Genomic DNA, 26,150 nt, shown 5'->3' with positions numbered 1-26,150 from the left:
GTCTACTTCAAGGCACCGCGATGCGTGTCGGGCACCCCCACCGCTCGGTCGACCGCCGCCTTCAGGGCGGAGCGGGCGATCGAATCGGCCTGACGGAACATCTCGGCGTTGGCACGTGCCCGTGCTCCGATCGCCGTGTTCCACTGGACACCTTCCACCGGGATGCCGAACGCGAACAGGTGCGGATGCGGCTGTCCCGTGGCGCTGCGCACCCGCAGATCAGATCCGGCCACATCAAGAGATCCCGTCGCCGTCGACGAGTCTCCCGAGCCCGCCGTGTGCGGGCGGGCCAGGCCCGAGGCGACCAGTCCGCGCAGCAACGGGTCGGCGGTCAGGGCCAGATCGGATCCCGGCAGCCAGGCGTCCAGCAGAGCACGCGCCCGCGCCGGAGGGCCGTCCGTGGTCGGGGAGGTGGCGACGAAGCTGCCCGCCGCCGTGTCGACGGTGACGGTCGGCCGCGCCCCCACGAACTCGACGACGCCGGCCTCGTGCAGGGCGATCAGCTCGGCGATCCTGCCGGCGGGCGGGCCGCTGGAGACATGTGCCCCGAAGGACCGGAACCAGGACAGTTCGCGGTACGAGGGACCGGTCAGTACCCCCGCGGCGACGACCCGCCGTACCTGCCCCTTCACCGCCGCCACCGCCGCGGCGGCGGCTTTGAGCGGGCTGTGCCGCGGATCCCGGGCCGCTGCCAGGTCCTCGCGCAGCCGCTCCGCCAGCCACGCCCCGAAGGCCGTCCGGTCGGTGAACCGCAGGTCGGCCAGCGGCCGGTCGAGGTCGAGCAGGTCGAAACGGTCGGCGGGATCGTACAGGCTCTCCGAGAGCAGCTCCGCCCACGCGTCGGATCCGTGGCCGACTGCCGCGTACCGCTCCAGGAAGACCTCGGCGGTCAGCCGCGTGGCATCGGGGCGGCTCTCCAGGAGCGTCCCGTACCAGGCCGCTCCCGCCTCCTTCGCGATCAGCGGCCACACCTCGGCCATGAAACCCACCGTGCCCGGCTCCCGCGCGGTCAGCCGCTGGACCGCCGTGTTGTCGAAGAAGCGGAGGCTGTGGCCCGTCGGCATACGGCCCCGCACCTGGTTCCGTGCCAGGTACGGAACGCCCCGGCCCGAGCCGGCGAGGAACAGCGGCTCACGGCCGGACGGCCGGTAGCGCAGGCCGCCGTCCTGGCCGTTCTGTTCGAAGCTGCCGCCGCGCCCGGAGGTGAGAACTGTCAACTGGTCGAAGAAGTTCAGCGCCAGGCCCCGAACGAGAACCGGTTCCTTCGGCGCCAGCAGGTCGAGCCGGGTTTCATGGGGGTGGCCGGGGGCGAGGTGCAGTAGCCCGAACCGGCGTGCGGCCGTGGTGAGTTCGCGCCCCTCGGGTGACGGCCGCTGATCGGTGTGACCGGTGGCGAGCACCACCGCGTCGACGAGCAGGGCGGTACCGTCGTCGAGCCGCAGCCGCAGCCGGCCTCCCGAAACCTCGTCGAGTCCCACCGCGCGCGTCGCATGAGGGACGATCCGCACGGCTGGGGCAGCGGCCCGGGTGATCCGTTCATGGGCCCAGGCCAGATAGCGGCCCATGAGCGCTCGGTTGGGATGCTCCCACTCCGCGAGGCCGGGCGCGTGGTCGCGCGCCCACTCCATGAGGGTGGGCCCGGTCGTCGCGGGGCCCTCCATCCGTACGGTGTCGTCGGGGAAGGCGGTGGCGTGCCCGGCGACGGTGTTCATCAGCAGCTGCTCCGGCTGTCCGGGATCCCAGACCCGGCCGGCGCCGGGCGTGAACGGTTCCACGACGTGGAGTTCTGCCGGAGTGCCCGCCCAGGGCCCGGTGGGGCCGAGGTTCGCCGTGAGGCGTTCCAGTACGGCTGTGCCGCGCGGCCCGGCCCCGACGACCGCGACGCTCACCGGGTGCGCTGTCACGCTCGCGTGTCCCAGATGTCCGAGAGGACCCGGTGCATATTGCCGCCGAGAACCTTGGTGATGTCCTGCGGGCTGTAGCCGCGGCCGACGAGAAGCTCGGTGATGAGGGGAAGGTCGGCGGGGGTACCGAGCCCCTCGGGGTGGATACGGTCGAGGTCGAGGTCCTCGCCGACGATCGGGATCTCCGGGTAGAGCCGACGGACGCGCGCCATGCCCTCGCGGGAGTACTTGCGCTCGTCGCCGACGTCCGTGCCGACGATGACATGGTCGATGCCCACCAAATCGACCAGATAGTCGATGTTGTCGGCGAACACCTCGGCGCCCGGACGCCGCGTCAGACCGTCGGGAGTGAGGAACCCGGACTTCGCCGCCAGGCCGAACACACCGCCGCGCGCGGCCAGTTCACGGACCACGACATCGCTCTTGTTGCGCGGGCTGTCGACGAAGTGCGTCAGGCCCGCGTGGGTGACGAGGACGGGCTTCTCGGAGACCTCGATCGTCTCAAGCGTGGAGCGCTCGCCGGTGTGCGACAGGTCGATGGCGACGCCGAGGCGGTTGCTCTCCTTGACGAGGGCGCGCCCGAAGCGGCTCAGTCCGCCGTTGGCGCTCTCGCCGCTGCCGTCACCCGCGAAGTTCCGGTTCTGGTACGTCAGTCCCATGAAGCGCAGCCCCAACTGGTACAGCGCTTCCAGCCGCCACAGGTCCTCGCCGACCGGCTTGCTGTCCTCGAACCCGGCGAACCACGCGACACCGCCCGCGGCCTTGGCGCGGGCGACGTCGTCGAGGCCGAAGGCCTGGAAGACCCGCCCGTCGGTCTCCGTCAGTCGCCGCTGCCAGCCCACGATGGCCGAGGCCGCCGCATCGTAGCCCTGGGAGATGGAGACCGCGTGGTTGATCGCCGTGACCCCGGAGACGGCGAGCTTGCCGAGGTATGTCTCGTCCGCCCAGGAGAGCGGAGTGCAGTCGAGCGCGTTGAAGACGACGCTGTCTCGGTGCAGTGCGGTGGGGTCGAGGGGCTGCGCCGGAGTGACGGACACGGTGGATCTCCTTGGAACGGGGTGGGGCGGGTCGGACCGCTTGGAGGACCGGCCCTCTCAGCCGGATCAGCCGGACTAGCCGGATCGCAGCGTGCGGCGCAGGCCGAGGCCGCGCTCCACGAGGACGACGACAACGACGGAGAGCAGCACCAGAAGGACCGAGAGCGAGGCCACCGACGGGTCGCTGCGGTACTCGACGTACTGCAGGACGGCCACCGGCAGCGGGACGGTGTTCTGCCCGGAGACGAAGAGCGAGATGACGGTCTCGTCGAAGGACAGCAGGAAGGCGATGATGCCGCCGGAGAAGAGGCCGGGCCGGATGGTCGGCAGGGTGATCCGCCAGAAGGTCATGAGCCCGCTCGCGCCGAGCGTACGGGCGGCTTCCTCGGCGCTCGGGTCCGCGGACACCAAGGAGGCGGAGACCGTACGTACGACATAGGGCACGGTCACACCCAGATGCGCCAGGATCAGCCCCCAGTAGGTGTCGGTGAGCGGGATCGGCGCCAGGATCAGCAGCAGCGCGAGCCCGAGCACGATATGCGGCACCAGCAGCGGCGAGAGGAAGACCGCTTCGACGGCGCTCCGGCCCCGGAAGCGCAGCCTCGTCAGCGCGAGCGCCGCCGGAACACCCGTCACCATGGCCAGCAGCGCGGTCGCCGCGGCCGTGACGCCGCTGACCTGGAAGCCCGCGCGGAAGGATTCGTTGGCGAAGACCTGCCGGTAGGCGTCGAGGCCGAAGCCCTCCGGCGGGAACCGCAGATAGGACGAGGTGTCGAAGGACTCCACGAGCACGATGAGGATGGGCGCGAGAAGGAACAGATACAGGCCGGTGAGGACGACGGCCCACACGGCCCGGGCCGGGGTCAGGCGGCGCGAGTTCATGAACGTGCCTCCTGCGGCCCGGTGAATCGGGCTTCGAGGACTCTCTGTGCCCACAGATAGAGCGTGATGACCACACCGAACACGGCGAGCAGCAGCACCGAGAGCACCGCGGCCACCGGCCAGTTGAGGCTGGTGATGGCCTGGTCGTAGATCTCGGTGGCCAGGACGAAGACGCGTCCGCCGCCGATGAGCCGGGGCGTGACATAGCCGCTGAGACTGAGGACGAACACCAGCAGCGCGGCGGTGAGTACGCCCGGCAGGGTCAACGGCAGCACGATCCGGCGGAACACCGTACGACGGGGCGCGCCCAGTGAGGCGGCGGCGTGCTCCAGCGCCGGATCGAGCCGCCCGAAGCCGCTGATCATCGCCAGGATGGCGAATGGCATGTAGATCTCTGTCGAGGCGATGACCACACCGGTGAGGTTGTTGGCCAGATGCAGTGGGCTGTCGATCAGTCCGAGACCGTTCAGGGTCTTGTTGATGACGCCCTGGCTGCCGAGGATCGCCATCCAGCCGAAGGTGCGCGCCACCGAGGAGATCAGCAGCGGTGTGACGGCGAGCGCGACGAGCAGGCTCCGCCACCGGCTGGTGGTACGGGCCAGGAACAGCGCCACCGGATAGGAGACGACAAGGGTGAAGAAGGTGACGAGGACACCGAGTTCGACCGTCTGCCCGATGACGTTCCAGTAGTGGCCGCTGCCGAGTACGTCGGCGAACGTGGCGAGGGAGACGGTCTGCAGGATGAGCCCACCTTCCCCCGCCTCGTTGAGCGACATGCGCAGCACCCACACCAGCGGCAGCGCGTACGTCAGCAGCAGGGCCAGCAGCCCCGGCAACAGCAGGGCCAGTGCCAGGCGTGCGGGACCGCGCCGGCGTGTGGGGGGCTTCCCGGATTCCGGGGGTGCCGGGGGCGCCTTCGCGGGTACGGAGTCCGCCGTCATGACGGGCGCTCCCCGCTCTTCCCGCTCTCCTCCACCGCGGAGATCAGCCGTGGGGCCTCCGGGTCCCAGGAGAGCTCCACCTCGGCGCCGGGACCGAACGACTCCAGCGTCCCGGTGGGTCGTTCGACGTCCAGCACGGGGCCGTCAACGCCCACGCGCACCCGGTAGGCCACCGTCTCGCCCGCGTATCCCGCGGACAGCACCGTGCCACGGGCTCCGCCGCTGCCGGGAGCGGCGGAGCTGAGGGCGATCCGGTGCGGGCGCAGCATCACCGTGGCCGTGCGGCCCCTGTCCACGCCGGCGCCCGCCGCGGAAACCCTTCCGAGGCCGGGCAGTTCGACCAGGGCCCGGTCCCCGTCCTGCTCGCCGACCGGGCCGTCGAGCAGGTTGGCACGGCCCACGAATTCCGCCACGAACGGGCGCGCGGGCCGCTCGTAGATGTCCTCAGGGGTGCCCACCTGCTCGATCAGACCGTGGTTCATGACGGCGACACGGTCGGCCATGGACAGGGCTTCCTGCTGGTCGTGCGTGACGAAGACGGTGGTGACGCCGGTCTCGCGCTGGATCCGGCAGATCTCGTCGCGCATCGCGGAGCGCAGCTGGGCGTCCAGATTCGACAGAGGCTCGTCGAGGAGGAGCACGGCGGGTTCCACCACCAGCGCACGGGCCAGCGCGACGCGCTGCTGCTGTCCGCCGGAGAGCTGCGAGATACGCCGGCCGGCGAGATGACCGAGCCGCACCAGACTCAGAGCGTCGTCCACGCGGCGCTTCACGTCCACCTTGGAAATCTTGCGCATCTCCAGGCCGAAGGCGATGTTGCGGGCCACGTCCAGGTGCGGGAAGAGCGCGTACGACTGGAAGACCACGCCCATGTCGCGGCGGTGCACCGGCGCGTCCGTGATGTCTCGGCCGTCGACCCGTACGGTCCCCGCGGTGGGCGGGACCAGGCCGGCGATCATGCGTAGTGTGGTCGACTTCCCGCAGCCCGAGGGACCGAGGACGGCGAGCATCCGGCCGCGCTCCACGGCGAGGTCGATGCCGCGCACGGCGGCGCCGTCCTTGCCGGGATAGGTCTTGGCCAGGCCTTCGAGCACCAGGTGCCCGGCGCCGCCGTCGTGGGACTTCGTGTCACCCACCGATGACCTCCTGCTTGATGCGGTCGACCCAGCCGGTGTAGCGGGTGGTGAGCCAGTTCCAGTCGACGGGGATCTGGTTCTTCTGCTGCTCGGGGGAGGCCTGGGTGCGGTTCTCGGTGTCGGCGGCGAGCTTGACGTCCTTGTTCACGGGTGCGTAGAAGGCCTCGTCGTCGAACGCCTTCTGCGCCTCGGCGCCGATCGCGTAGTTGATGAACTTCTGTGCGGCCGCGGTGTTCTGGGACTTGTTGACCAGGTTGATGGTGTTGACCTGGGTGACCGTGCCCTCCTTGGGGAGGACCGGCTGTACGACTCCGCCGGACGAGTCCTTGTAGTACTGGCCGCGCGCGTTCCAGCCGACGGCGATGTCCGCGTCGCCCGACTGGATCGCGGTGTAGACATCGGGCGAGGGCTGCCAGGTCTGGACGCCGGAGGACAACTGCTTGAGCTTGTCGATCGCCGGATCGATGTCCTGCTTGTAGTCGGCCTGAAGGATCTTCTCCAAGGCGACGATCAGGGCCACTCCCCGGGTGTCCGCGATGGGCATCGCCAGCTTGCCCTTGTACTCGGCGTTCCAGAGGTCGTTCCAGCTGGTCGGCGCCTTCTTGACGTTCTTGGTGTTGAAGAGGATGGAGAGGCTGTCGAACGTGACGGCCGGCCCGTGGCCGTCCTTGCTCTTCGCGGCGTCGACGAGCTGGGCGAGGTTGGGCACCTTCGACGCGTCGAGCGGGGCGAACAGCTTCTCCTTGTTGGCCGTCGGCGCCACGGAGCTGTCCATGAGGGCGACGTCGGCGACCGGGCGCGCGGTGCTCGCGCGCAGCTTGGCCAGCACCTCGGTGGAGTTCTGAATCGGTACGTACTTGACCGTGATGTTCGGGTTGGCCTCCTCGAAGGGCTTGATCACGGTCTTGGTGAAGGCGTCCTGGAACGTGCCGTAGAAGCCCATGAAGGTGACGGTCTGCTTACCGCCGGAGTCGCCGGAGCCACCGGACGGCGAGGTGGCGGAGGACGAGCAGGCCGTCGCCAGCAGCGCGGTGCTGGTCAGCACGGCGGCGGCGGTGAGCGCGGGACGCAGGGAAGTGCGTGAGGAACTGCGGAGGGAAGGCATGACGGTCTCCGGTCGGACGGGGATCGGGAGGGAGCGGACCACGAGCGCGGGGCGACGTCGGGTCGGAGCCCACGGGGGACGGCTATGCGTCGCCTGCCCGTGAGGCCCGGCCCGACGTCTGGCTACAGGACTCCCGTGCGTCGTTGCGCGGAATGTCAGAGTCCGGCTGCCGCACGGGGTGTGCGTCGCCGAGGACCAGCATCAGACGGTTGGCCCAGCCGAAGAGCGCTACGGCGTGCACCAGGTCCGTGAGTTCGGCCTCGTCCAGCCCGGCCGCCCGGAGCGCGTGCACATCCTCGGCGCTGCCACGGGGCGGTGTGCGGGTCTGGGCTTCCGCGAAGCGGGCGATGGCCCGGCCGCGGGCGTCGTCGGCGGCGAGCCCGTCGCCTCCCTCGCTCAGGACGCGCTGGGCGGCGGCCTGGTCGCGGGACAGCTGCGCGTACTTGCGGCCGTGTACGGAGGCGCAGTAGACACAGCCGTTGGCCCGAGACACCAGCAGGGTCGCCAGCTCGCGTTCGGCCCGCGGCAGACCGCCGCGGCCGTACATGACGGCGTTGTAGACATGGGTCCGGTGGTCGAGCGCGGCCGGGTCGTGGAGCAGCGTCCGGTAGTACGGCGAGGTGACCGACAGCGTGGTGTGCGCGTCGATGACAGCCTGCTGCTCGGCGGTGAGCGCAGCGGCGTCGACCGAGGATATTCGTGGGCGCCAGGTCAGCTCGTCCAGGGTGAGGCGCTCCGCCCCGGGCGCGTGCGGCGCAGCCGGAGGCGGAGCGGGTATGTGGGTGGTCTCGGCCGCCGGGTGTCCGGCCAGCAGTGCGAGGCCGGAGACGACGCGGGCCTCGTACGAGACGAACGCGCAGATCTGCGCGAGTGCGACGACGGCCGGTGCGTCCAGCCCCTGTGCGGTGAGGCCACGCAGGACGTCGGGACCGGCCAGGCCTGGTGCGAGAGTGACGCGGTCGGTGAAGTCGTGGACGGCCGCCGTCAGCGAGGGGGCCGAGTCCGGGTCGACGCGGGGTGCAGCGGTTGCCATGGCCCGGTACTCCGCGGCGAGCCGGGGCTGTCCCGCCAGCTCGGCGGCGCGGGCGGCGGCCGAGATCCGCAGCCGGGGCGTGAGGATCTCCACGGCCCTCGGGGACCGCGGAGTGAGCAGGACGCGACGGGAGGCGGCAGTGTGCTCGCCCAGCCCGGCGCGGTGCTGCGTGCCGTCGCTCATGGTCGTCCTCCTCACCATCGCGTGCCTGTCCACCGCGTGTCTGTCCACGGCCGCGTCCGGCTGGTAAGACGCGCCTGCCGGACAGGAGGTGAAAGTTAGCTCCGCGCAGGGCCCTGTGCAAAGCCCCTGCCGCCTGGAACAGGGCTGCTCAGAGGGTCCGCGCGGCTCCATCGGCGGCCTGGGGGCGCCGCGTGCTTGATGCAACAGGTCCCGCTTGGGCGTGGCACACTGCGTGTGAAAGTGGATTATCGGCCTCACCTGATGCACCAAGTGCTCGGTGAGCCATCCAGAAGATCCGTTTCGGGTGCTCTCCGGTGGGTCTGACCCCATGGAAAACTTCTCACATATTGAGACGCGGCCCGGAAAGTGAGACACGATGGCCGTCGCTGCTTATCAGGTGGTTGCGGAAGACCTTCGGCGCCGTATCGAGGAGGGCGAGTTCACGCCCGGCGACCCGCTCCCGTCGCGCGCCGATCTCTCCCGCGCCTACGGCGTCGGCTCGAACGTCGCGGCTGCCGCGGTACGCGTCCTCGTCGCGGAGGGCCTGGTCAAAGGGCGTGCGGGGCTCGGCGTGTTCGTACGGGAGCAGCCCTCCTCCAGGACGATGGCCAGGTCGTGGACCCATGAACGCCTGCAGGGCAGGCTCGCGGTCACGGGGTACGGGCGCGATGTCACGGACGACGACGGCCGTTCGGTCCGTGGCACCCCTCGCTCCACCACGGGTGAGGCTCCGCAGGAGATCGCCCGGCGCCTCGGCGTCCCCGCCGCCGAAGCGGTGATCCGCAGCGAGTACCTGATCACCCGGGACGGCAGACCGGCCATGTTCTGCGTCAGCTGGGAGCCCCTCGGTATCACCGGGGGCACAGCCGTCTCCCTCCCCGGAGCGGGCCCCATGGCGGGCAGCAGCGTCGTGGCCCGTATGTCGTACATCGGGCTTCAGATCACACGCTCGACCGAGACCGTGACGGCCCGCACCGCCACCCGCGGGGAGGCGGACGTACTCGATCTGACTCCCGGCGCACCCGTCGCCGCCATCGAGCGCACGTACTACGCGGGGGAGCGCCCTCTGGAGACCGCGGACCTCGTCGTACCGGGCGAACGTTTCCGGCTCGCGTACGAGATCCCCGCCGAGCCCGCCGACGGCTGAGGAAGACCGGGCCCCAGGGCGGGGCGCGCCCCGGACGTACCATCTGCTTCTCCGATTCCGAGAGAGAAGCGAGTCCGGCGTGAGCGACCTGCCCTCAGCCCCGATATCCGCCGCCCCCCGGGACTTCCTCGAACTGTGCGCGGACACCGGCGGACACCGGCTCCTCCTCGGCGTCAGGCGATTCGGCGAGCCCTTCCTGCTGACCGCCGCCCTGTCCCACGGAGTGGGCTCCAGCGCTCTCGGACTCGACCGGGGCAAGGCGGGGAAGGTGAAGGTCGCGGAGTTCCGGCTGATCGCGGGCCGGGTCCTGCTGATGCTGCGCAACAAACACCATCTGGCCACGGGCGACACCGCGGCCGTCCGCGCGGGCGAGGAATCCTTCGCAGGCTCGGTGGTGTGGAGCGCCCCGGTGCTGCGCGAGCGGGACGGCGCCGTGATCGTCGACGGCACGGGACTGGCACTCACCGACTTCCACGGTGTCGCGGACGATCTGCGGGAGCGGGAGCAGGGCGCGTACGAGACCGACCCGACCGCGAGCTTCGCGCTCGTGGAAGAGGCACGGACCGGTCCCGGCGGCACCAGGCTGCCCGCTCTGCTCACGCTCCGGGCGCCGGCACCCGGCCCGGCCCTGCGGGCCGTGGTTCCCGCGCCGCGCTCCCTCACCGTGGTCCAGCAGCTCCATCTCGTCCCGCTGCCCGACCCGCCGCTGCCCGCCCGCCGGTACCACCCGGCCTCCGGCGGATACGGCATCGGCCACCACGACTACGGCGCCGCCACGAGGGCGGGCACCGGGACGAAGTTCCAGCCCCGCCACCGGCTCGAACCCGTCGATCCCACCTCCCCGGCCGGACCGGTGCGCGACCCGATCGTCTTCTACGTCGACCCCGCTGTCCCCGAACCCGTACGCACCGCCGTCGTCGAGGGCGGCAACTGGTGGCGGGACGCCTTCGAACGGGCCGGATTCCACGACGCCTACCGTGTCGAGGTGGCGTCCGAGCGGCTCGACGACAACGACCTCGGTGTCAACTCCGTCCGCTGGGTGCACCGGGACGGCCGCGGCTGGTCGCACGGGCAGGGGCTCACCGACCCGCGCACCGGGGAGATCATCTGCGGCCGGGTACGGCTCGGTTCCCAGCGCGTCGAGCAGATCACCGCGATCGCCGAGGCCCTGTACGCCCCTTACGGCAGGGCGGACGAGCGGGAGCGACTGGCCGCCGTCGAGCATCTGGTGCTGAGCAGGATGCGGCAGCTGGCGGCTCATGAGATCGGTCATGCCCTCGGCTTCATGCACAACTTCGCCAGTACGCACCATCCCCGCCCTTCGGTGATGGACTATCCGCACCCCCGTGTCACCGTCACGCCGGACGGCGGCCTCGACTCGTCGAACGCCTATGCCCAAGGGCTGGGCCCCTGGGACCACTTCCTGGTCGCCCACGCCTACGGACGCTTTCCCGGCGAGGACGAGGAGACCGCCCTGGCGCGACTGCGGCAGACTGCCGCCGACGAGGGGCTCGTGTACATCGCCGACGAGGACGCGCGCGGATCGGAGGCGGCGCACGCCGACGCGGTCGTCTGGGTCTCCCCGGTCCCGGACGCCTTCGCCGCACTGGACGAGGCGCTGGCCGTACGGCGAGTCGCGTTGGAGGGCTTCTCGCGCGCGGCGCTTCCGCCCGGACGGCAGACCGGGGAGCTGGAGGAGCGCGCGGTCCTCCTCCAGCTCTACCACCGCTCCCAGCTCTCGGCCGTCGCCCGGTTGATCGGCGGCACGAGATACGGGTACGGGCTCGCCGGGGAGGAAGGCGCCGGCACCGTACCGGTCGCGGCGGACGTCCAGCGGCAGGCGCTTGCCCGCCTGGCGGACCTGCTGCGCGCCGAGCATCTCGCCCTGCCCGCACACGTCCTGGACGCGCTCACCCCACCGGCCATCCGCCACGGGCGGACCTCCGAGTACTTCGACACCCGGGCCGGTCGCGTCTTCGACCCCTTCAGCGCGGTGGAGGCGACAGCGGCGCTCGTCACCGAAGCGCTGCTGGATCCGGCACGCCTCAACCGGCTCGGCTGGCAGCACGCCGCCGATCCCGCCGTGCCCGGCCCCGGAGACGTCGTGGACACGCTGCTGGACACCGTCTGGCGTCGGCACGACCCTGTCCCCGCGGACCTCGTCGCCGGAGAGGCCGTCCAGGAGACCGCGGGCTGGGTGGTGCTCCGCGCGGTACTCGGCGTACTGAAGAGCGATCTTCCGCACGGCACCGTACGGGCCCGGATCAGCGGTCGGCTCAGGCGGCTCGCCGAAGAGCTGCGCGAAGGCGGCGACACGGAGCGCGAGGCGGCCGGGACCATCACCGCCTTCCTGGCCGGCGAGGACGCGGCGCTTCCCGGCCCCGTACCCCGTGTCCCACCCGGTGCCCCCATCTGAGACCGTCCGAGACCGCGGGGGCCGCCGGCCGGCCATGGCGCAGGCATCACCCAAACGCTCACCTCGGCCGCCGAACTGGGCCACATGCCGTGTCCGGTGGACGCTGACGGCCCCTCACCCGGAAGGGGAGGGGCCGTCGGTGGTGCGTTGGTGCGTCGAAACGGGGTGCGCGCCGCTCAGCCGCGCTGGATGCCGCTCGTGTCCTGGAGCAGACCCCGACGGCCGTCCTGCGTCTGGGCGATCAGGCCCGGACCGCGCTGCTCGACGGCCAAGTACCAGGTACCGGGCGCGAGTTCGGCGATCGGGGACGGTGAGCCGTCCTCGCCGTACAGGGGACGGGCCACCGGCACGGCGAACCAGAACGGCTCGAAGTTACCGGCGGGCGCGCCGTCCTGCTTCGGCCCCGGGGCCCCCGGCTGTCCGCCCTGCGAAGGCTGACCGGGACCGGGCTGACCCGGCTGGGGACCGCCGTACGCGGGCTGCGGCTGGCCCGGCTGGCCACCGTACGGCTGCTGCTGGGCGCCCGGATAGCCGTAACCCTGGCCGGGGTGGCCCGGCTGGCCGTACGGCGAGGCGACCTGCGGCTTCGGGGCCCCGACGAGGGGCGCCTTCAGCGCGGGAACCAGCGGGGTGGCGAGCGCGCCCCCGGCGAGCACGATCGTGGAGAGCAGGCCGAGGATCAGGCCGGCGCCCGCGTTGTTCGCGTCGATGATGGTCCAGAACGCGGTCCACAGGGCGAACACGGTCAGGGCGACACCGAACTGGCCGAGGTCCAGACCGGCCACCTTGCGTCCGGGCATGCCACGACCGACGACGATGAGCGCGGCGCCGATGATGCCGGCGATGTAGATGCTCATCACAAGACCGAGTGAGTCCCAGGCGTTCGAGCTGTAGCCCGAACAGTCGACGCCCTGCGGGCAGTCGATACCGACCAGGTCGAGGAACGAGGCGATGAACAGCACCACCGCTGCTCCGATCACCACGCCATCGCCTCGTGTGAGGGAGCGGATGTTCACGTGAAAAGTCCTTCTTGGATCGTCTCGTCGGGGCGGTCGCCACCGGCGCGAAGGGCGACGGTGCGGAGTGCGAAGCTCGGGGGCGGCTCCCTATCGTACGGATGAATCTATCGTCTGCCCGAGCGGGTCGTCTCCTCGGTTCCTCGCCACCTCAATGAGAGGACCACAGCAGGCCCTCCAACGGTTGCGGGAGAGCGCGCCGAAGAATCGAATCACGGTCTTTTCGTTGTGAATCCGTTGCCGTTTCCGGGTGTTCGGTCACCCGCCGTTCGCGGCGCCGGCTATCGCTTCAGGAAACTGCTGATGCCGTCCGCCATTCCCTGCGCCGCCTTCTGGCGCCAGCCGGCGCTCGTCAGCAGGGCGATGTCCTTGCTGTCGCGCATGTTGCCGCACTCGATGAAGACCTTGGGCACGGTCGAGAGATTCAGTCCGCCGAGGTCGTCGCGGACATCGAGTCCGGTGCCGTCACCGACGTAATTGGAGGGGGCACTTCCGGTCGTACGTACGAAATGGCCCGCGACGCGTTCGCCGAGATCGCGCGAGGGAGCGACGATCTTCGAGGTGTCCGCCCCGCCCGACTTCACGAGTGCGGGGAGGATGACATGGAAGCCGCGGTTGCCGGCGGCCGAGCCGTCCGCGTGGACGGAGATGACGGCATCGGCCCCGGCCTTGTTGCCGATTTCCGCGCGCTCGTTCACACAAGGTCCCCACGGGCGGTCGTTCTCGTGTGTGAGTTTCACCGTCGCGCCCTCTTTACGGAGGAGAGTGCGGAGGCGCTGTGAAACATCGGCGGTGAATTCGGCCTCGGTGTAACCCGCGTTGCCCGAGGTGCCCGTGGTGTCGCATTCCTTGCGGTTGGTTCCGATGTCCACGAGCTTGTTGATCTCGGTGGTGTGCTTGAAGTTGCCCGGATTGTGACCGGGGTCGATGACGACGACCCGCCCCGCGAGCGGCCCGTCGACGGGCGCGGGCCGCGCGTCCCCCGGAGCGTCGTCGCCCGCCGCGGGCTTCGACGGCGACTTCGAGGGGGACTCCGACGGGGACTCCGACGGGGACGGCCTGGGCTCGGGGCCGGGGGAGCCGGGCTGCTCGGCGGGGGCCGACGTGCTCGCGGCCCGCGCGGCGGCGCCGTCGTCGGATCCGCCGGTGGTCTGCCAGATCAGCCACCCGGCGAAGGCGCCGGGCACCAGGGCCCCGACCGCGAGGACGAGCGGGGTGCGCGGGATCCGGCGGCGGGGGGCGGGGGAGTGGCTTTCGTCGTACGGCACCCGGCGATGCTAGTCCGTGAGGGACGGAGCGTCAGGTACCGACGCCGGTACGTCGCAGGACTCGCAGCGACTCGTACGCCGAGACCTCGGCGAACGCGCCCGACGCCAGCGCCCGCAGCCACACGCGGTACGGGGCCTGGCCGCCGTCCGCCGGGTCGGGGAACACGTCGTGGACCACGAGCAGCCCGCCGTCGGCGAGATGCGGCGCCCAGCCCTCGTAGTCGCCGTTCGCGTGCTCGTCGGTGTGGCCGCCGTCGATGAACACCAGGCCCAGCGGGCCGCCCCAGACGGCGGCGACCTGCGGGGAGCGGCCGACGAGCACCACGACATGGTCTTCGAGACCGGCCGCGTGCAGTGTGCGGCGGAAGGTCGGCAGGGTGTCCATCAGGCCGACCTCGGGATCGACGACCGCCGGGTCGTGGTACTCCCAGCCGGGCTGCTGCTCCTCGCTGCCGCGATGGTGGTCGACGGTGAGCGCGGTGACACCGGCGGCGCGGGCGGCGTCGGCGAGCAGGATGGTGGAACGGCCGCAGTACGTGCCGACTTCGAGCAGCGGCAGCCCGAGGGCGGCGGCCTCCGTGGCGGCGGCGTACAGGGCCAGTCCTTCGCCGGCCGGCATGAAGCCCTTGGCGGACTCGAAGGCCGCGAGGACGTCGGGGGAGGGGGAGGGGGCGGGGGCTGGAGCGGGGGCGGTCCCGGCGGTCATGGCTTCCTCCTGCGTCGTGCGCGCGTGCGGTGGGCCCATGCTGCCGTACGTCTTACGAGGACCGGACCGCCGCCCGAGGCGCCAGCACCAGATCGACATCCACCACAAGCGCCTCGCCCGGATACAGCGCGGAGTGGGCGTACGGGGCGAAGCCCGTGGCCGAGCCCGCCAGGACGTACCGGCCGGCCGCCGGAGCCACGAGGGAGTATCTGCCCTCGTCGTCCGCCGTGGTGAGACCCGCCTGACGGCCACGAGGGTCGATCAGCGTGACGTTCGCCCGCGCGACGGGAGCGCCGTCGGCGTCGAGCACCCGGCCGCGGAATCCCCGGACTCCGGACAGGGCGGTGTCGTCCTCGCTGCTGGCCAGCAACTCGGTGCGGGCCGGGGCATGGTGGGACGGCAGCAACGCCGCCAGAGCCAGACCGCCGAGCACGGCGGCGGTGGCGATCACGAACGAGATACGGAAGCCGTGCATGCTGGGCACGGCAGTGGGCCCCGTACCGATCGCCGTACGCGCCAGCACCATCCCGATGACGGCGCTGGAGACCGACGTACCGATCGAACGCGCCAGCGTGTTAAGCCCGTTGGCCGCGCCGGTCTCCTTCGGGTCGACGGCACCGACGATCAGGGCGGGCAGCGAGGAGTAAGCGAGACCGATGCCCGCGCCGAGGACCACCGAGATCACGACGGTCTGCCAGGCGGCGCTCATCATGACCAGCCCGGCGCCGTAACCGACCGCGATGACGGCCATGCCGATCATCAGCGAGACCTTCGCGCCGCGCCGTGCCGAGATCCGGGCGTAGAGCGGGGCGACGAGCATCATCGTCAGGCCGAGCGGGGCGACGCACAGGCCCGCGACCACCATCGACTGGCCGAGGCCGTAACCGGTGGAGGTGGGCAGCTGAAGCAGTTGCGGGAGGATCAGCGACACCGCGTAGAACGCGACGCCGAGCATGACCGAGACGAGGTTGGTGAGCAGCACCTCGCGGCGGGCGCTGGTGCGGAGGTCGACCAGCGGCGCCTTCAGCCGCAGCTCCATCCAGCCCCACAGCCCGAGGACGACGACGGCCACGCCGAACAGACCGAGCGTCGTGGACGAGGTCCAGCCCCAGGTGCTGCCCTTGGTGACCGGAAGCAGCAGGGCGACGAGACCCACGGAGAGTCCGAGCGCGCCGAACCAGTCGAACCGGCCGCCGGCCCGTACCGAGCTTTCCGGTACGGCGAGGACGGTCAGCACCATCGACAGCACGCCGAGCCCGGCGGCGCCGAAGAACAGCGTGTGCCAGTCGGCGTGCTGGGCGACCAACGCGGCGCCGGGCAGGGCGAGTCCGCCGCCGACCCCGATCGACGAACTCATCAGCGCCATCGCCGAGCCGAGCTTCTCGCGGGGCAGCTCGTCGCGCATGATGCCGATGCCCAGAGGTATCGCGCCCATCGCGAAGCCCTGGAGAGCGCGACCCACGATCATCACGGCCAGATCGTCGGTGAAGGCGCAGACCAGCGAGCCGACGACCATGACGGCGAGACTCGCGAGCAGCATCCGGCGCTTGCCGTAGAGATCACCGAGCCGTCCCATGATCGGGGTGGACACCGCACCGGCGAGGAGGGTCGCCGTGATGACCCAAGTCGCGTTGTCGGGCGACGTACGGAGCAGCGCCGGCAGGTCCTTGATGATCGGGACGAGCAGGGTCTGCATGACGGCGACGGTGATGCCGGCGAACGCGAGTACGGGAACGACACCGCCGGTCCCCCGCTCACGCGGAACGGCCCCGGGGACGGGGCCGGATCCGGTGTACTGGTCGGGCGTCGCTTGCGGCATAGGTGAAGCCTCCGGGCAGGCAGCGGGTGGTCGGCGAAGGGCGGCGCAAGGCATGGCGGCCCAAGTGGATGCATGCTGCAACGCTTCTTGGTGGCCCGCGTATTCCTGGCCTAGGTCTCGGGGTCCGGAGACATGGACCGAAATCCCGATGTACGGGGCAGGGATGGGGGTGGAACCATTACCGCCATGTCCCACGTCCCTGCAGGCACCGAAAACGACACCGCCAGCGAAACCGCACTCTATCCCCGGCCCGGCGCCGACCACGATTCCGGTGCCGTCGGTACGCGGTCGGCCCGCACCTGGGCCGTCATCCTCGCCGCGTGCGCCGGGCAGTTCCTCGTCGTCCTCGACGTCTCGGTCGTCAACGTCGCCCTGCCGTCGATGCGTACCGACCTGGGCCTGAGCACCACCGGCCTCCAGTGGGTGCTCAACGCCTACTCGATCGCCTTCGCCGGGTTCATGCTCCTCGGCGGCCGGGCCGCCGACATCTTCGGGCGCAAGCGGATGTTCCTCGCCGGACTCGGTGTCTTCACCGTCGCCTCCCTGGCCGGCGGTCTCGCGCAAGAGGGCTGGCAACTGCTCTCCGCCCGCGGGGTGCAGGGTCTCGGCGCCGCCGTACTGGCCCCCGCGACCCTCACCATCCTGACCGCCGCCGTCCCGGCGGGACCCGCGCGGACGCGGGCCATAGCGACCTGGGCGGCCGTCGGGGCGGGCGGTGGCGCGGCGGGCGGGCTCGTCGGCGGCGTCCTCACCGACGTCCTGTCCTGGCGCTGGGTGCTGCTGATCAACGTGCCCGCCGGCGCGCTGGTCGTTCTCGCCGCCGTGCTCTGGCTGACGGAGAGCCGGGCGAAGGAGGCGCGGCGCCGGCTGGACCTGCCGGGCGCCGTACTCGTCACCGGCGGGCTCGCCGTCGTCGCCTACGGCATCGTGCAGACCGAGCAGTCGGGCTGGACAGCCGCGGTGACCCTCGTGCCGCTGCTCGGGGGACTGCTGCTCCTGGCGGCCTTCCTGCTGGTGGAGGCGCGTACGAAGGAGCCGCTGATGCCGCTGAGACTCTTCCGGGTACGGGCGGTCTCGGCGGCCAACGCGGGGATGCTGGTGACCGGTTCGGCGTCGTTCGCGATGTGGTTCTTCATGACCGTCTACGCCCAGAACGTGCTCGGATACACGCCGCTGGAAGCGGGTCTGGCGCTCATACCGAGTTCGCTGAGTGTCGTGCTCGGCTCCAAGCTGGCGCCCTTGCTGATGCGGCGCATCGGTGCCCGGCACGTCGCGGTCGTGGGCGCGTTCGTGGGCGCCGCCGGATTCGGCTGGCAGTCGATGATGACCGCCGACGGCACTTTCCTCAGGACGATCCTGGGACCCGGCATCTTGATGATGGTCGGCGCCGGGCTGGCCATGACACCGCTCGCCGCGCTCGCGACGGCGAGCGCCGCACCCGGCGAGGCCGGTCTCGTCTCCGGCCTGGTGAACACCTCGCGGACCATGGGCGGGGCCATCGGCCTCGCGATCCTCTCGACCGTCGCGGCGGCGCGCACGTCCCACGGGACCGGTCCTGTCGCGCTCACCGAGGGGTACGCGCTGGCCTTCAGGACGGGTACGGGACTGCTGCTCGTGGCGGCGGTGCTGATGTTCTTCTGGCTGCCGCGTCACTCGGACACGTAACACCGCCCGGCACACCGCCCGGCCGGAGCGGCTGGTTCAGAGCCAGCCCTGCTGACGGGCGGCCCGTACGGCCTCCATACGGTTACGGGTACCGGTCTTGCCGATCGCCGACGAGAGGTAGTTGCGTACGGTCGACTCGGACAGACGCAGCCTCTCCGCGATGTCGGCGACGGTCGCCCCGTCGACAGAGGCGTTCAGGGTCTCCCGTTCGCGGTCGGTCAGCGGGCTCGGCCCGGCGCTCAGCGCGGCGGCGGCCAGCACCGGATCGACGACGGTCTCGCCCGCGAGCACCCGCCGGATCGCCTCGGCCAGCTCCTCCACCGGCCCGTCCTTGACCAGGAAGCCCGCCGCCCCGGCATCCATGGCCCGGCGCAGATAGCCCGGCCTGCCGAAGGTGGTGAGGATCAGCACCCGGCAGTCGGGGACCTCGTCGCGCAGATCGGCGGCGGCGTCGAGGCCGCTGCGGGCGGGGAGTTCGATGTCGAGCAGCGCCACGTCGGGGCGCGTGGTGAGCGCGGCGGAGACGATGGCGTCCCCGGTGGACACCTGGGCGACCACCTCCATGTCCCTCTCCATGCCGAGCAGCAGCGCGAGGGCGCCGCGCATCATGCCCTGGTCCTCGGCGAGAAGGACTCTGATCATGCCGGTCGCTCCGATTCGGTCGATGAGGGTGAGGTTTTGCCTGGAACCATTGCCGGATCCACCGGGAGCACGGCCGTCACCCGGAAGCCGCGTCCCGCCCTGTCCCGCGAACCGTCCGCCGCACCGTCCGTGGAATCGTCCGCCGAATTGTCCGCCGAACCCGCTTCGAGTGAACCTCCGGCGGCGGCCAGCCGTTCGCTCAGGCCCTTGAGCCCCGTACCCGCCAGGCCGACCGGTCCCGAGCGTACGCCGCGACCGTCGTCCGTGATCACCAGCCGGACCTGATGCGGCGCGCCGCTCACCGTGATCTCGCACCGGGTCGCCCCGCTGTGCCGTACGGCGTTGGTGACGCCCTCCCGTACGACCCAGCCGAGCAGCACCTCCGTGCGCGGCCCCAGCGGCGGCCCCGACTGCCGTACGACGGGCTCGATCCCGGCGGCGGTCAGCGCGGAGCGCGCCCGGTCCAGCTCGGTCGAGAGGCTGCCTTCGCGGTAGCCGGTGACGGCCTCGCGGATCTCGGTCAGCGCCTGCCGGCCGACGGACTCGATGTCGGTGACCTGCGCCAGGGCAGCGTCCATGTCACGCGGCGCGAGCCTGCGCGCGGCCTCCGACTTCACCACGATCACGGACAGCGTGTGGCCGAGCAGATCGTGCAGGTCGCGCGAGAAACGCAGCCGCTCCTCCTCGACCGCCGAGCGCGCCAGCTCCTGCCGGGTGGAGCGCAGTTCCACCACCGTCTCGGACAGGGCCAGGATCGCCGCCGTGACCAGCATCGAGATGACCGTGCCGTACGCGATGGTGACCGCGCCCCAGCCGTCGTGGACCGCCGCGACGAGCGCGACGACCACCGTCAGCGGGGCGCCGACCACGGCGAGGGCCCGGCCGCGCAGCACGGTGCCGCAGGCGAGTCCGAACAGCGGGAAGAACAGCAGCCAGCTGCCGCCGTACGCGCCGCCGAGGCCGAACGTCATCACGGCCATCCCGGCCAGCGCCCACCAGGTGCTCCGGCTGCGCCGCGCCGCCGGGTCGAAGGCGCGGAACACCACATAGATGTAGAGGGAGTTGAAGACCAGCAGCCCGACTCCGCCGAGCCAGGGGTTGGGGGTCTCGCCCTGCACGAGGTTGGAGAGCGAGCCGAGGCCGAGCAGCAGCCACGGCAACATGGCGAAGCCGGAGGCCGGGCCGGTCGGTGGCCCCAGCTGTGGCCCGCACTGTGCCCGGACCCGTCCGCGCCGTTCCTTCGCCGCGTCGTCGCCGACCGCGTGAGGCGCTGATGTGGGTTGCGTCATGCCGACGACGTTACGGCGGGCGTCCGGGCCTGCGGCAGATGCGCTTGTACGGACTCTGCCGGGACAAAAGTCCTACCGGCCGACAGCGCATGACCGCCGGGCAGGCCGTATACCCGGCCTGCCCGGCGGTCGTCGGCTGTCGGCCGGCGCTCGTGCGGTTCTCGTCCGGCGGAGCCTAGGCCGCCTCGGAGTTGTCGCCGGGACGGCGGTGGCGGCCGTGTGCCGACGACTGCGAGTCGTCGGTCGCGGCGGCCCCGCCCCGGTGTTTTCCGTGGCCGTTCTCGTCCTGGGCTCCGGCCATCTGCTGCGGACGGTCCTGGGCCGTGTCTGTTCGGCTTTGAGACATGAGGGAAGTCACCCCGTTAAATCGCTGCATCGCTGATGTCTCCGACATCGCTGCTGTCACTCTGTCACTGCTGGTACGGCGCGCGGGGGCCGGCCGTCCCCGTACCGACCGACCGGACCCGCGCCAAAATACTAACCAGGCCTATCGGGCGGCCGTACGCCCGGTGAGGGGGGCCTGCTGGAGCGGAACCGGCTTGCACGCGGCCCGAGTTGACCGGGGCGCGGACCCGTTTCCACCTGCGACTTCCACTTGTGCGGGTTCTGTGGCCAATTCGGGTCGTACGTCGGGAGGCTCGGCTCGTCCGTCGCGCGGCGCCTCCAGCCGGGCCACGCCGCACGGCAACGTGCCCGTGGCGTAGGGCAGTCGCAGCACGCCGTCCCGCGACCACAGCCCGGCCCCGGCCAACCAGCCTTCCGGCGCGGCCTGTTGATGGAGCTGCCGGCCCGAAGGACGCCACGTCCCCACCCACGTACCCGCCGGTCCGTCGATCCGCAGCGCGACCGCGCAGCTCTCCGGCATCAGTACCTGCCCCGGCTGCACGGCGAACGGTGTGACCGCACGCCCCGCCGGCCGCAGGCACTCCGGGAAGCGCACCGGCAGCGCACTGCCCAGCACACCCCACCCCAGCCGGTCATGGCCCGGCGCGTCCGAACGGATCAGCAGCAGACCGCTGTCGGCGTCGGCCAGCAGCAGCCGGTCGTTGCTCCCCTCCGTGATCTGGAGCAACGGGCTCACCTCGCCGCCCCGTTCCAGATCGACGGCCACGGCCTTCACGACGCCGTCCCGTTCGCGGTCGAGGGCCAGCAGCCGTCCCGTACCGTCCAGCCAGACGCCGCCCGTGCAGCGCCCTCGTACGGTCGCGACCGGTTCCGGGCCGAAGGCGCCGCCCGCCACGAGCCAGACGGTCGTGCCGTGTCCGCCGGGCGCCAGCGCGTACGCGCTCGTGCCGTCGGGTGACGGCGGCAGCAGTGTCAGCTCCGCGCACTCGACCGCGCCCAGCGGCAGTTCACCCGTCCCCGGCCCGGTCGGATAGAGCAGCGAGAACGCCTGCCGGTCCGCCACCCGCCGATGGATCAGCACCCGCCCGTCGGCCAGCGGCAACAACTCGGCGTCGGGCTCCTCGGGCTGGTCGAGCGGCAGCGGTACGGCGTACGGCTCCGGCCCGTCGAGCGTCCACCGCTCGGGGAACCAGGCCGCTCCCTCGCCCAACACCTCCTCCTGAGAAGGGCCGTTCGCGCCCGCGTTCGTACCGAGGGTCAGCCGAGCCGCGTACGAACCGTCCGCCGCGATCGTGAACCCCGCGCGCCGGACGTCCCCGTCCGGCGTGGCGTCGGCCTCGCCGGCCTCGCTCTCCACGCCCTCAACGACACAGGCTGTCATCGATCCGTCACCTCCGGCGACGAGGCTAATTTCGCACTCGCTGCCGAACAACAGGGGACAAGCCGCTTCACACGTAAGGGTGGCGGGTCCGGGGTTCGGCTGAGAGGGAAGAGGCGGCTGTGCTGAGCGCGTCGGACAAGGAGACCGGATCCTGGCTGCCGCCTCCGTACGCGAGAGCGGTACGCCTGAGCTTGCGGAGGGGGCGGTTGTGCCGAGCGAGTGGGGCGTGCATAAAGTAAGGCATCCCTAAGTGAGACGACCCTAAGTAAGACCCTTGGAGTGAACAGATGTCCGTCAGACGTCGCGGCACGGCCGCACTGGTGGCCCTCGCCGCCGCACTCTCCCTCGCGGCCTGCGGAAGCGACGGAGGGCAGGACAAGTCGCCGTCCACCGCCGCCGGTGCGGACAAGGCGGACAAGAAGTCCGTCGCGCAGGGCGGTGAGGACTTCGCGGAGGCCGCGAAGAAGACCGCGGGCTACGGCACCGACGCCAAGCCGGGCGAGTTCCCCCGTACCGTCACCCACGCCATGGGCGAGACCGTCCTCAAGGCGCGTCCCGAGCGCGTCGTCGTGCTCGACGTCGGCGAGTTCGACAACGTCGTGTCGCTCGGTGTCGAACCGGTCGGCTACGCGCCCACCGAGGGCGACGAGGGCATCCCCTCCTACCTGAAGCAGGGCGCGGGCAGCCCGAAGAACGTCGGCACCATCAACGGCCTCAACCTGGAGGCCGTCGCGGCGCTCAAGCCCGATCTGATCCTCGGCAGCCAGCTCCGCGCCGCCGACAAGTACGACGAGCTGTCGAAGATCGCCCCCACGGTGTTCGCCATCCGCCCCGGCTTCACCTGGAAGGAGAACTTCCGGCTCAACGCGGCGGCGCTCGACCGCAGCGCGGCGGCCGAGAAGGCACTCGGCGCGTACGACACGAAGGTCAAGGCGCTCTCCGCCGACCTCGGAGCCGACAAGCCGACCGTCTCGATGGTGCGGTACATGCCGGGCAAGATCCGCCTCTACGCCAAGGCGTCCTTCATCGGCACGATCCTCGACGACGCCGGCCTGCCGCGGCCCGCGAACCAGCAGATCAACGATCTCGCCGTCGAGGTCAGCCCCGAGAAGATCGACGAGGCGGACGCCGACTGGATCTTCACCGGTGTGTACGGCGACCCCAAGGCCACCAAGCGGGACACCGCACGCTCGAACCCGCTGTGGAAGAACCTCAAGGCCGTCGAGTCGGGCCAGGCCGAGGACGTACCGGACGAGACCTGGTACCTGGGCCTCGGCGTCACCGCCGCCGGACTCGTGCTGGACGACCTCCGCGGCTACCTGGTCAAGTGACCCGGCCGCTTTTACCGGTCAACCCGGCCATGGTGGGAGCACCATGGCCGGGAGGTAGCCTTTGCCCCGTGCCCCGCCTGTCAGAAGTTCTCGCCGAGTTCGACGCCCTCTGGCCGCCCGAGCGGGCCGAACAGTGGGACGCCGTCGGCACCGTCTGCGGCGACCCCGACGCCCCGGTGACCCGCGTCCTGATCGCCGTCGACCCCGTCCAGCCCGTCGTGGACGAGGCCCTGGAGCTGGGCGCGGACCTGATCCTCACCCACCACCCGCTCTATCTGCGCGGCACGACGACGGTCGCGGCGGGCACCTTCAAGGGCCGCGTCGTGCACACCCTGATCAAGCACGACATCGCGCTGCACGTCGCGCACACCAACGCCGACAGCGCCGATCCGGGAGTCTCCGACGCCCTCGCAGGCGCGCTCGACCTGCGCGTCGTGGGCCCCCTCGTACCCGACCCGACCGACCCGTCGGGCCGCCGCGGCCTCGGCCGGATCTGCGAACTCGACCGCCCGGCCACCCTCCGCGACTTCGCCGCGCGCGCCGCGCACCGGCTGCCCGCCACCGCGCAGGGCATCCGCGTGGCCGGCGACCCCGACTCCGTCGTCCGGACCGTCGCCGTGAGCGGCGGGTCCGGCGACAGCCTCTTCGACCATGTACGGGCGGCGGGTGCGGACGTCTTCCTCACCGCCGACCTGCGCCACCACCCGGTCTCCGAGGCCACGCAGCAGACGCCGCTGGCACTGGTCGACGCCGCGCACTGGGCCACCGAGTGGCCCTGGTGCGAACTCGCCGCCACCCAGCTCGACGAGATTTCCGACCGCCACGGCTGGGACCTGCGGGTCCATGTCTCGAAGACGGTCACCGACCCCTGGTCCTCCCACCATTCCTCAGGAGCCCCCAACTGAACGCCGAACCCGCCGACCAGATCCGACTCCTCGACGTCCAGGCCCTCGATCTGCGCCTCCAGCAACTCGCCCACCGGCGCGAATCGCTGCCCGAGCACGCCGAGATCGAGTCGCTGGCCAAGGACCTCACGCAGCTGCGCGACCTGCTGGTCGCCTCGCAGACCGAGGAGAGCGACACCGCGCGCGAGCAGACGAAGGCGGAGCAGGACGTCGACCAGGTCCGCCAGCGCGCCGTACGCGACCAGACGCGCCTCGACTCGGGCGCCGTCACCTCGCCCAAGGACCTCGAAAGCCTTCAGCGTGAAATCGTCTCGCTCGCCAAGCGCCAGGGTGACCTGGAGGATGTCGTACTCGAAGTCATGGAGCGCCGCGAGGCCGCCCAGGAACGTGCCGCCGAGCTGACCGAACGCGTCTCCGCCGTCCAGGCCAAGTCGGACGACGCCGTCGCGCGCCGCGACGCCGCCGCCGAGAAGCTGGGCGCAGAGGAGGCGACGGCGACCAAGGAGCGCGAGACCGTCTCGGCGACGATCCCCGCCGACCTCCTCAAGCTGTACGAGAAGCTGCGCGTGCAGCAGGGCGGCGTCGGCGCGGCCCGCCTCTACCAGCGCCGCTGCGAGGGCTGCCGGCTGGAGCTGAACATCACCGAGGTCAACGAGGTCAAGGCGGCGAGCCCCAGCACCGTCCTGCGGTGCGAGAACTGCCGCCGCATCCTCGTCCGTACCTCCGAATCGGGTCTGTAGATGCCGACATTCGTCGTCGAGGCGGACGGCGGGTCGCGGGGCAATCCGGGCCCGGCGGGTTACGGCGCCGTCGTCATCGACGGGGTGACCGGCCAGACGCTCGCCGAGGCCGCCGAGTACATCGGCGTCGCCACCAACAACGTCGCCGAGTACAAGGGTCTGATCGCCGGACTGAAGGCCGCGAAGGCGCTCGACCCGGCCGCCGACGTACGGGTCCGGATGGACTCCAAGCTCGTCGTGGAGCAGATGTCCGGGCGCTGGAAGATCAAGCACCCCGACATGAAGCCGCTGGCCGCCGAGGCCGCGCGGATCCTTCCCACGGGGCAGGTCCGCTACGAGTGGATCCCGCGCGAGAAGAACAAGCACGCCGACCGGCTCGCCAACGAGGCGATGGACGCGGGCAAGAAGGGCAAGCAGTGGGAGCCCTCGCGGTCCACGGCGGAGCTGGACGCGGGAGCGGGACGTACCGGCAGCCGTAAAGCCGCGGCTCCCGCCCCGGCCGGGCCGCCGGGGGACGCGGCGGCCGGCGCGGCCAGGGCGCGCGCGGCGCTGGCCGCCGCGGCCCACGAACTGGCCCCCGTCGTCCCCGAGCAGACCGCGCCGCCCGTCGGCTGGGGCTCCGCCGACCTCGGCACCCCCGCCACCTTCGTCCTGCTGCGGCACGGCGAGACCGCCCTCACGCCCGAGAAGCGCTTCTCGGGCAGCGGTGGCAGCGACCCGGAGCTGTCGGCGGCCGGCCGCAGGCAGGCCGACGCCGTCGCGACGGCGCTCGCCGCGCGCGGCACGATCGAGGCCGTCGTCTCCTCACCGCTACGGCGCTGCCGCGAGACGGCCGGCACCGTCGCCACCCGGCTCGGTCTGGACGTCAGCGTCGAGGACGGGCTGCGCGAGACGGACTTCGGTGCCTGGGAAGGGATGACGTTCACCGAGGTCAGGGAGCGGTACGCGGACGATCTCAGCGCCTGGCTGGCCTCGCCCGACGTGGCGCCGACGGGCGGCGGCGAGAGCTTCGCCTCGGTCGCGGTGCGGGTCGCCGCCACCAGGGACACGCTGCTCGCGCGGTACGCGGGGCGTACGGTGCTGGTCGTCAGCCACGTGACACCGGTCAAGACCCTCGTCAGACTGGCGCTGGGGGCACCGCCGGAGTCCCTGTTCCGGATGGAGCTGTCGGCGGCGTCGCTGTCGGCGGTCGCCTACTACGCGGACGGCAACGCGTCGTTGAGGCTGCTGAACGACACGTCGCATCTGCGCTGAGCGGC

22 protein-coding genes are annotated in these 26,150 nt (G+C 71.4%); 7 read left to right on the top strand and 15 right to left on the bottom strand.

The annotated features are described in order from the left end of the window. Positions 1-2 precede the first annotated feature (2 nt). From ACIBLA_RS32335 to ACIBLA_RS32305, 7 genes are all read right to left on the bottom strand, one after another. Positions 3-1,904, bottom strand: coding sequence for an FAD/NAD(P)-binding protein (locus ACIBLA_RS32335; RefSeq protein ID WP_399200692.1), 1,902 nt, complete (start codon positions 1,902-1,904; stop codon positions 3-5). Continuing rightward, the gene (locus ACIBLA_RS32330) at positions 1,901-2,941 is read right to left on the bottom strand and encodes a dipeptidase (RefSeq protein WP_399200691.1); all 1,041 of its coding nucleotides are present in this window, start codon (positions 2,939-2,941) and stop codon (positions 1,901-1,903) included. The genes ACIBLA_RS32335 and ACIBLA_RS32330 overlap by 4 nt, the downstream gene beginning before the upstream one ends. 75 nt (positions 2,942-3,016) lie before the next feature. After that, positions 3,017-3,823, bottom strand: a complete 807-nt coding sequence (locus ACIBLA_RS32325) for an ABC transporter permease (protein ID WP_399200690.1) — start codon at positions 3,821-3,823, stop codon at positions 3,017-3,019. Then, on the bottom strand, positions 3,820-4,764 hold the full coding sequence (locus tag ACIBLA_RS32320; RefSeq protein ID WP_399200689.1) for an ABC transporter permease: 945 nt from the start codon (positions 4,762-4,764) through the stop codon (positions 3,820-3,822). Before ACIBLA_RS32320 ends, ACIBLA_RS32325 begins: the two co-directional genes overlap by 4 nt. Next, positions 4,761-5,900 (bottom strand): ABC transporter ATP-binding protein, encoded by a 1,140-nt coding sequence (locus ACIBLA_RS32315; RefSeq protein WP_399200688.1) that lies wholly within the window; start codon positions 5,898-5,900, stop codon positions 4,761-4,763. Before ACIBLA_RS32315 ends, ACIBLA_RS32320 begins: the two co-directional genes overlap by 4 nt. Continuing rightward, the gene (locus ACIBLA_RS32310; RefSeq protein WP_399200687.1) at positions 5,893-7,005 is read right to left on the bottom strand and encodes an ABC transporter substrate-binding protein; all 1,113 of its coding nucleotides are present in this window, start codon (positions 7,003-7,005) and stop codon (positions 5,893-5,895) included. Before ACIBLA_RS32310 ends, ACIBLA_RS32315 begins: the two co-directional genes overlap by 8 nt. An 82-nt stretch (positions 7,006-7,087) precedes the next feature. After that, positions 7,088-8,221 (bottom strand): peroxidase-related enzyme, encoded by a 1,134-nt coding sequence (locus ACIBLA_RS32305; protein WP_399200686.1) that lies wholly within the window; start codon positions 8,219-8,221, stop codon positions 7,088-7,090. A gap of 376 nt (positions 8,222-8,597) precedes the next feature. On the opposite strand from ACIBLA_RS32305, the gene ACIBLA_RS32300 reads away from it, so the two are divergent. Both ACIBLA_RS32300 and ACIBLA_RS32295 read left to right on the top strand, forming a co-directional pair. Continuing rightward, entirely contained in the window at positions 8,598-9,368 is a 771-nt protein-coding gene (locus ACIBLA_RS32300) for a GntR family transcriptional regulator (protein WP_399200685.1), read from the top strand. Between the two features lie 79 nt (positions 9,369-9,447). Beyond that, positions 9,448-11,784: a zinc-dependent metalloprotease gene (locus ACIBLA_RS32295; protein ID WP_399200684.1), complete on the top strand. Its 2,337-nt coding sequence runs from the start codon at positions 9,448-9,450 to the stop codon at positions 11,782-11,784. Positions 11,785-11,960: 176 nt separating this feature from the next. On the opposite strand, the gene ACIBLA_RS32290 is transcribed toward ACIBLA_RS32295, so the two are convergent. From ACIBLA_RS32290 to ACIBLA_RS32275, 4 genes are all read right to left on the bottom strand, one after another. Then, a complete protein-coding gene (locus ACIBLA_RS32290) occupies positions 11,961-12,800 on the bottom strand; it encodes a hypothetical protein (RefSeq protein ID WP_363243093.1) in 840 nt (279 codons plus the stop codon). Positions 12,801-13,081: 281 nt separating this feature from the next. Next, positions 13,082-14,068: an N-acetylmuramoyl-L-alanine amidase gene (locus ACIBLA_RS32285; protein WP_399200683.1), complete on the bottom strand. Its 987-nt coding sequence runs from the start codon at positions 14,066-14,068 to the stop codon at positions 13,082-13,084. A gap of 31 nt (positions 14,069-14,099) precedes the next feature. Continuing rightward, the gene (locus ACIBLA_RS32280) at positions 14,100-14,774 is read right to left on the bottom strand and encodes a class I SAM-dependent methyltransferase (protein ID WP_399200682.1); all 675 of its coding nucleotides are present in this window, start codon (positions 14,772-14,774) and stop codon (positions 14,100-14,102) included. Positions 14,775-14,826: 52 nt separating this feature from the next. Beyond that, positions 14,827-16,593, bottom strand: coding sequence for an MFS transporter (locus ACIBLA_RS32275; RefSeq protein ID WP_399200681.1), 1,767 nt, complete (start codon positions 16,591-16,593; stop codon positions 14,827-14,829). 186 nt (positions 16,594-16,779) lie between these two features. Between ACIBLA_RS32275 and ACIBLA_RS32270 the strand changes: the two genes are divergently transcribed. Then, the gene (locus tag ACIBLA_RS32270) at positions 16,780-18,258 is read left to right on the top strand and encodes an MFS transporter (RefSeq protein ID WP_399200680.1); all 1,479 of its coding nucleotides are present in this window, start codon (positions 16,780-16,782) and stop codon (positions 18,256-18,258) included. Between the two features lie 36 nt (positions 18,259-18,294). Here ACIBLA_RS32270 and ACIBLA_RS32265 read toward each other — a convergent pair whose 3' ends face one another. The 4 genes from ACIBLA_RS32265 to ACIBLA_RS32250 form a co-directional block, all read right to left on the bottom strand. Further along, positions 18,295-18,900, bottom strand: coding sequence for a response regulator transcription factor (locus ACIBLA_RS32265; protein WP_363243088.1), 606 nt, complete (start codon positions 18,898-18,900; stop codon positions 18,295-18,297). Then, complete coding sequence (locus ACIBLA_RS32260) at positions 18,897-20,189, bottom strand: sensor histidine kinase (protein ID WP_399200679.1); 1,293 nt, start codon at positions 20,187-20,189, stop codon at positions 18,897-18,899. Before ACIBLA_RS32260 ends, ACIBLA_RS32265 begins: the two co-directional genes overlap by 4 nt. A 175-nt stretch (positions 20,190-20,364) precedes the next feature. Continuing rightward, positions 20,365-20,535 carry a hypothetical protein gene (locus tag ACIBLA_RS32255; RefSeq protein ID WP_363243086.1) on the bottom strand — a complete coding sequence of 57 codons (171 nt, stop codon included), beginning with the start codon at positions 20,533-20,535 and terminating at the stop codon, positions 20,365-20,367. Positions 20,536-20,676: 141 nt separating this feature from the next. Next, a complete protein-coding gene (locus ACIBLA_RS32250) occupies positions 20,677-21,915 on the bottom strand; it encodes a hypothetical protein (protein ID WP_399200678.1) in 1,239 nt (412 codons plus the stop codon). A 287-nt stretch (positions 21,916-22,202) separates the two neighbouring features. Here ACIBLA_RS32250 and ACIBLA_RS32245 point away from each other — a divergent pair, with 287 nt between their 5' ends. From ACIBLA_RS32245 to ACIBLA_RS32230, 4 genes are all read left to right on the top strand, one after another. After that, positions 22,203-23,246, top strand: coding sequence for an iron-siderophore ABC transporter substrate-binding protein (locus tag ACIBLA_RS32245; RefSeq protein WP_363243084.1), 1,044 nt, complete (start codon positions 22,203-22,205; stop codon positions 23,244-23,246). A gap of 68 nt (positions 23,247-23,314) precedes the next feature. Next, a complete protein-coding gene (locus ACIBLA_RS32240) occupies positions 23,315-24,151 on the top strand; it encodes a Nif3-like dinuclear metal center hexameric protein (protein WP_363243083.1) in 837 nt (278 codons plus the stop codon). Then, positions 24,148-24,891, top strand: a complete 744-nt coding sequence (locus tag ACIBLA_RS32235) for a C4-type zinc ribbon domain-containing protein (protein WP_363243145.1) — start codon at positions 24,148-24,150, stop codon at positions 24,889-24,891. Before ACIBLA_RS32240 ends, ACIBLA_RS32235 begins: the two co-directional genes overlap by 4 nt. After that, a complete protein-coding gene (locus ACIBLA_RS32230) occupies positions 24,892-26,145 on the top strand; it encodes a bifunctional RNase H/acid phosphatase (RefSeq protein ID WP_363243082.1) in 1,254 nt (417 codons plus the stop codon). Positions 26,146-26,150 lie beyond the last annotated feature (5 nt).

This window comes from Streptomyces sp. NPDC050433 (assembly GCF_044458565.1).
Taxonomy (GTDB): Bacteria; Actinomycetota; Actinomycetes; order Streptomycetales; family Streptomycetaceae; genus Streptomyces.
This window is presented reverse-complemented; position numbering and strand designations above follow the sequence as displayed.

Excerpts from the sequence above, each read along its gene's own strand:
- ACIBLA_RS32325 (WP_399200690.1), bottom strand. The coding sequence starts at position 3,823 with ATGAACTCGCGCCGCCTGACCCCGGCCCGGGCCGTGTGGGCCGTCGTC.
- ACIBLA_RS32320 (WP_399200689.1), bottom strand. The coding sequence starts at position 4,764 with ATGACGGCGGACTCCGTACCCGCGAAGGCGCCCCCGGCACCCCCGGAA.
- ACIBLA_RS32310 (WP_399200687.1), bottom strand. The coding sequence starts at position 7,005 with ATGCCTTCCCTCCGCAGTTCCTCACGCACTTCCCTGCGTCCCGCGCTC.
- ACIBLA_RS32305 (WP_399200686.1), bottom strand. The coding sequence starts at position 8,221 with ATGAGCGACGGCACGCAGCACCGCGCCGGGCTGGGCGAGCACACTGCC.
- ACIBLA_RS32300 (WP_399200685.1), top strand. The coding sequence starts at position 8,598 with ATGGCCGTCGCTGCTTATCAGGTGGTTGCGGAAGACCTTCGGCGCCGT.
- ACIBLA_RS32280 (WP_399200682.1), bottom strand. The coding sequence starts at position 14,774 with ATGACCGCCGGGACCGCCCCCGCTCCAGCCCCCGCCCCCTCCCCCTCC.
- ACIBLA_RS32275 (WP_399200681.1), bottom strand. The coding sequence starts at position 16,593 with ATGCCGCAAGCGACGCCCGACCAGTACACCGGATCCGGCCCCGTCCCC.
- ACIBLA_RS32270 (WP_399200680.1), top strand. The coding sequence starts at position 16,780 with ATGTCCCACGTCCCTGCAGGCACCGAAAACGACACCGCCAGCGAAACC.
- ACIBLA_RS32265 (WP_363243088.1), bottom strand. The coding sequence starts at position 18,900 with ATGATCAGAGTCCTTCTCGCCGAGGACCAGGGCATGATGCGCGGCGCC.
- ACIBLA_RS32260 (WP_399200679.1), bottom strand. The coding sequence starts at position 20,189 with ATGACGCAACCCACATCAGCGCCTCACGCGGTCGGCGACGACGCGGCG.
- ACIBLA_RS32255 (WP_363243086.1), bottom strand. The coding sequence starts at position 20,535 with ATGTCTCAAAGCCGAACAGACACGGCCCAGGACCGTCCGCAGCAGATG.
- ACIBLA_RS32250 (WP_399200678.1), bottom strand. The coding sequence starts at position 21,915 with ATGACAGCCTGTGTCGTTGAGGGCGTGGAGAGCGAGGCCGGCGAGGCC.
- ACIBLA_RS32245 (WP_363243084.1), top strand. The coding sequence starts at position 22,203 with ATGTCCGTCAGACGTCGCGGCACGGCCGCACTGGTGGCCCTCGCCGCC.
- ACIBLA_RS32230 (WP_363243082.1), top strand. The coding sequence starts at position 24,892 with ATGCCGACATTCGTCGTCGAGGCGGACGGCGGGTCGCGGGGCAATCCG.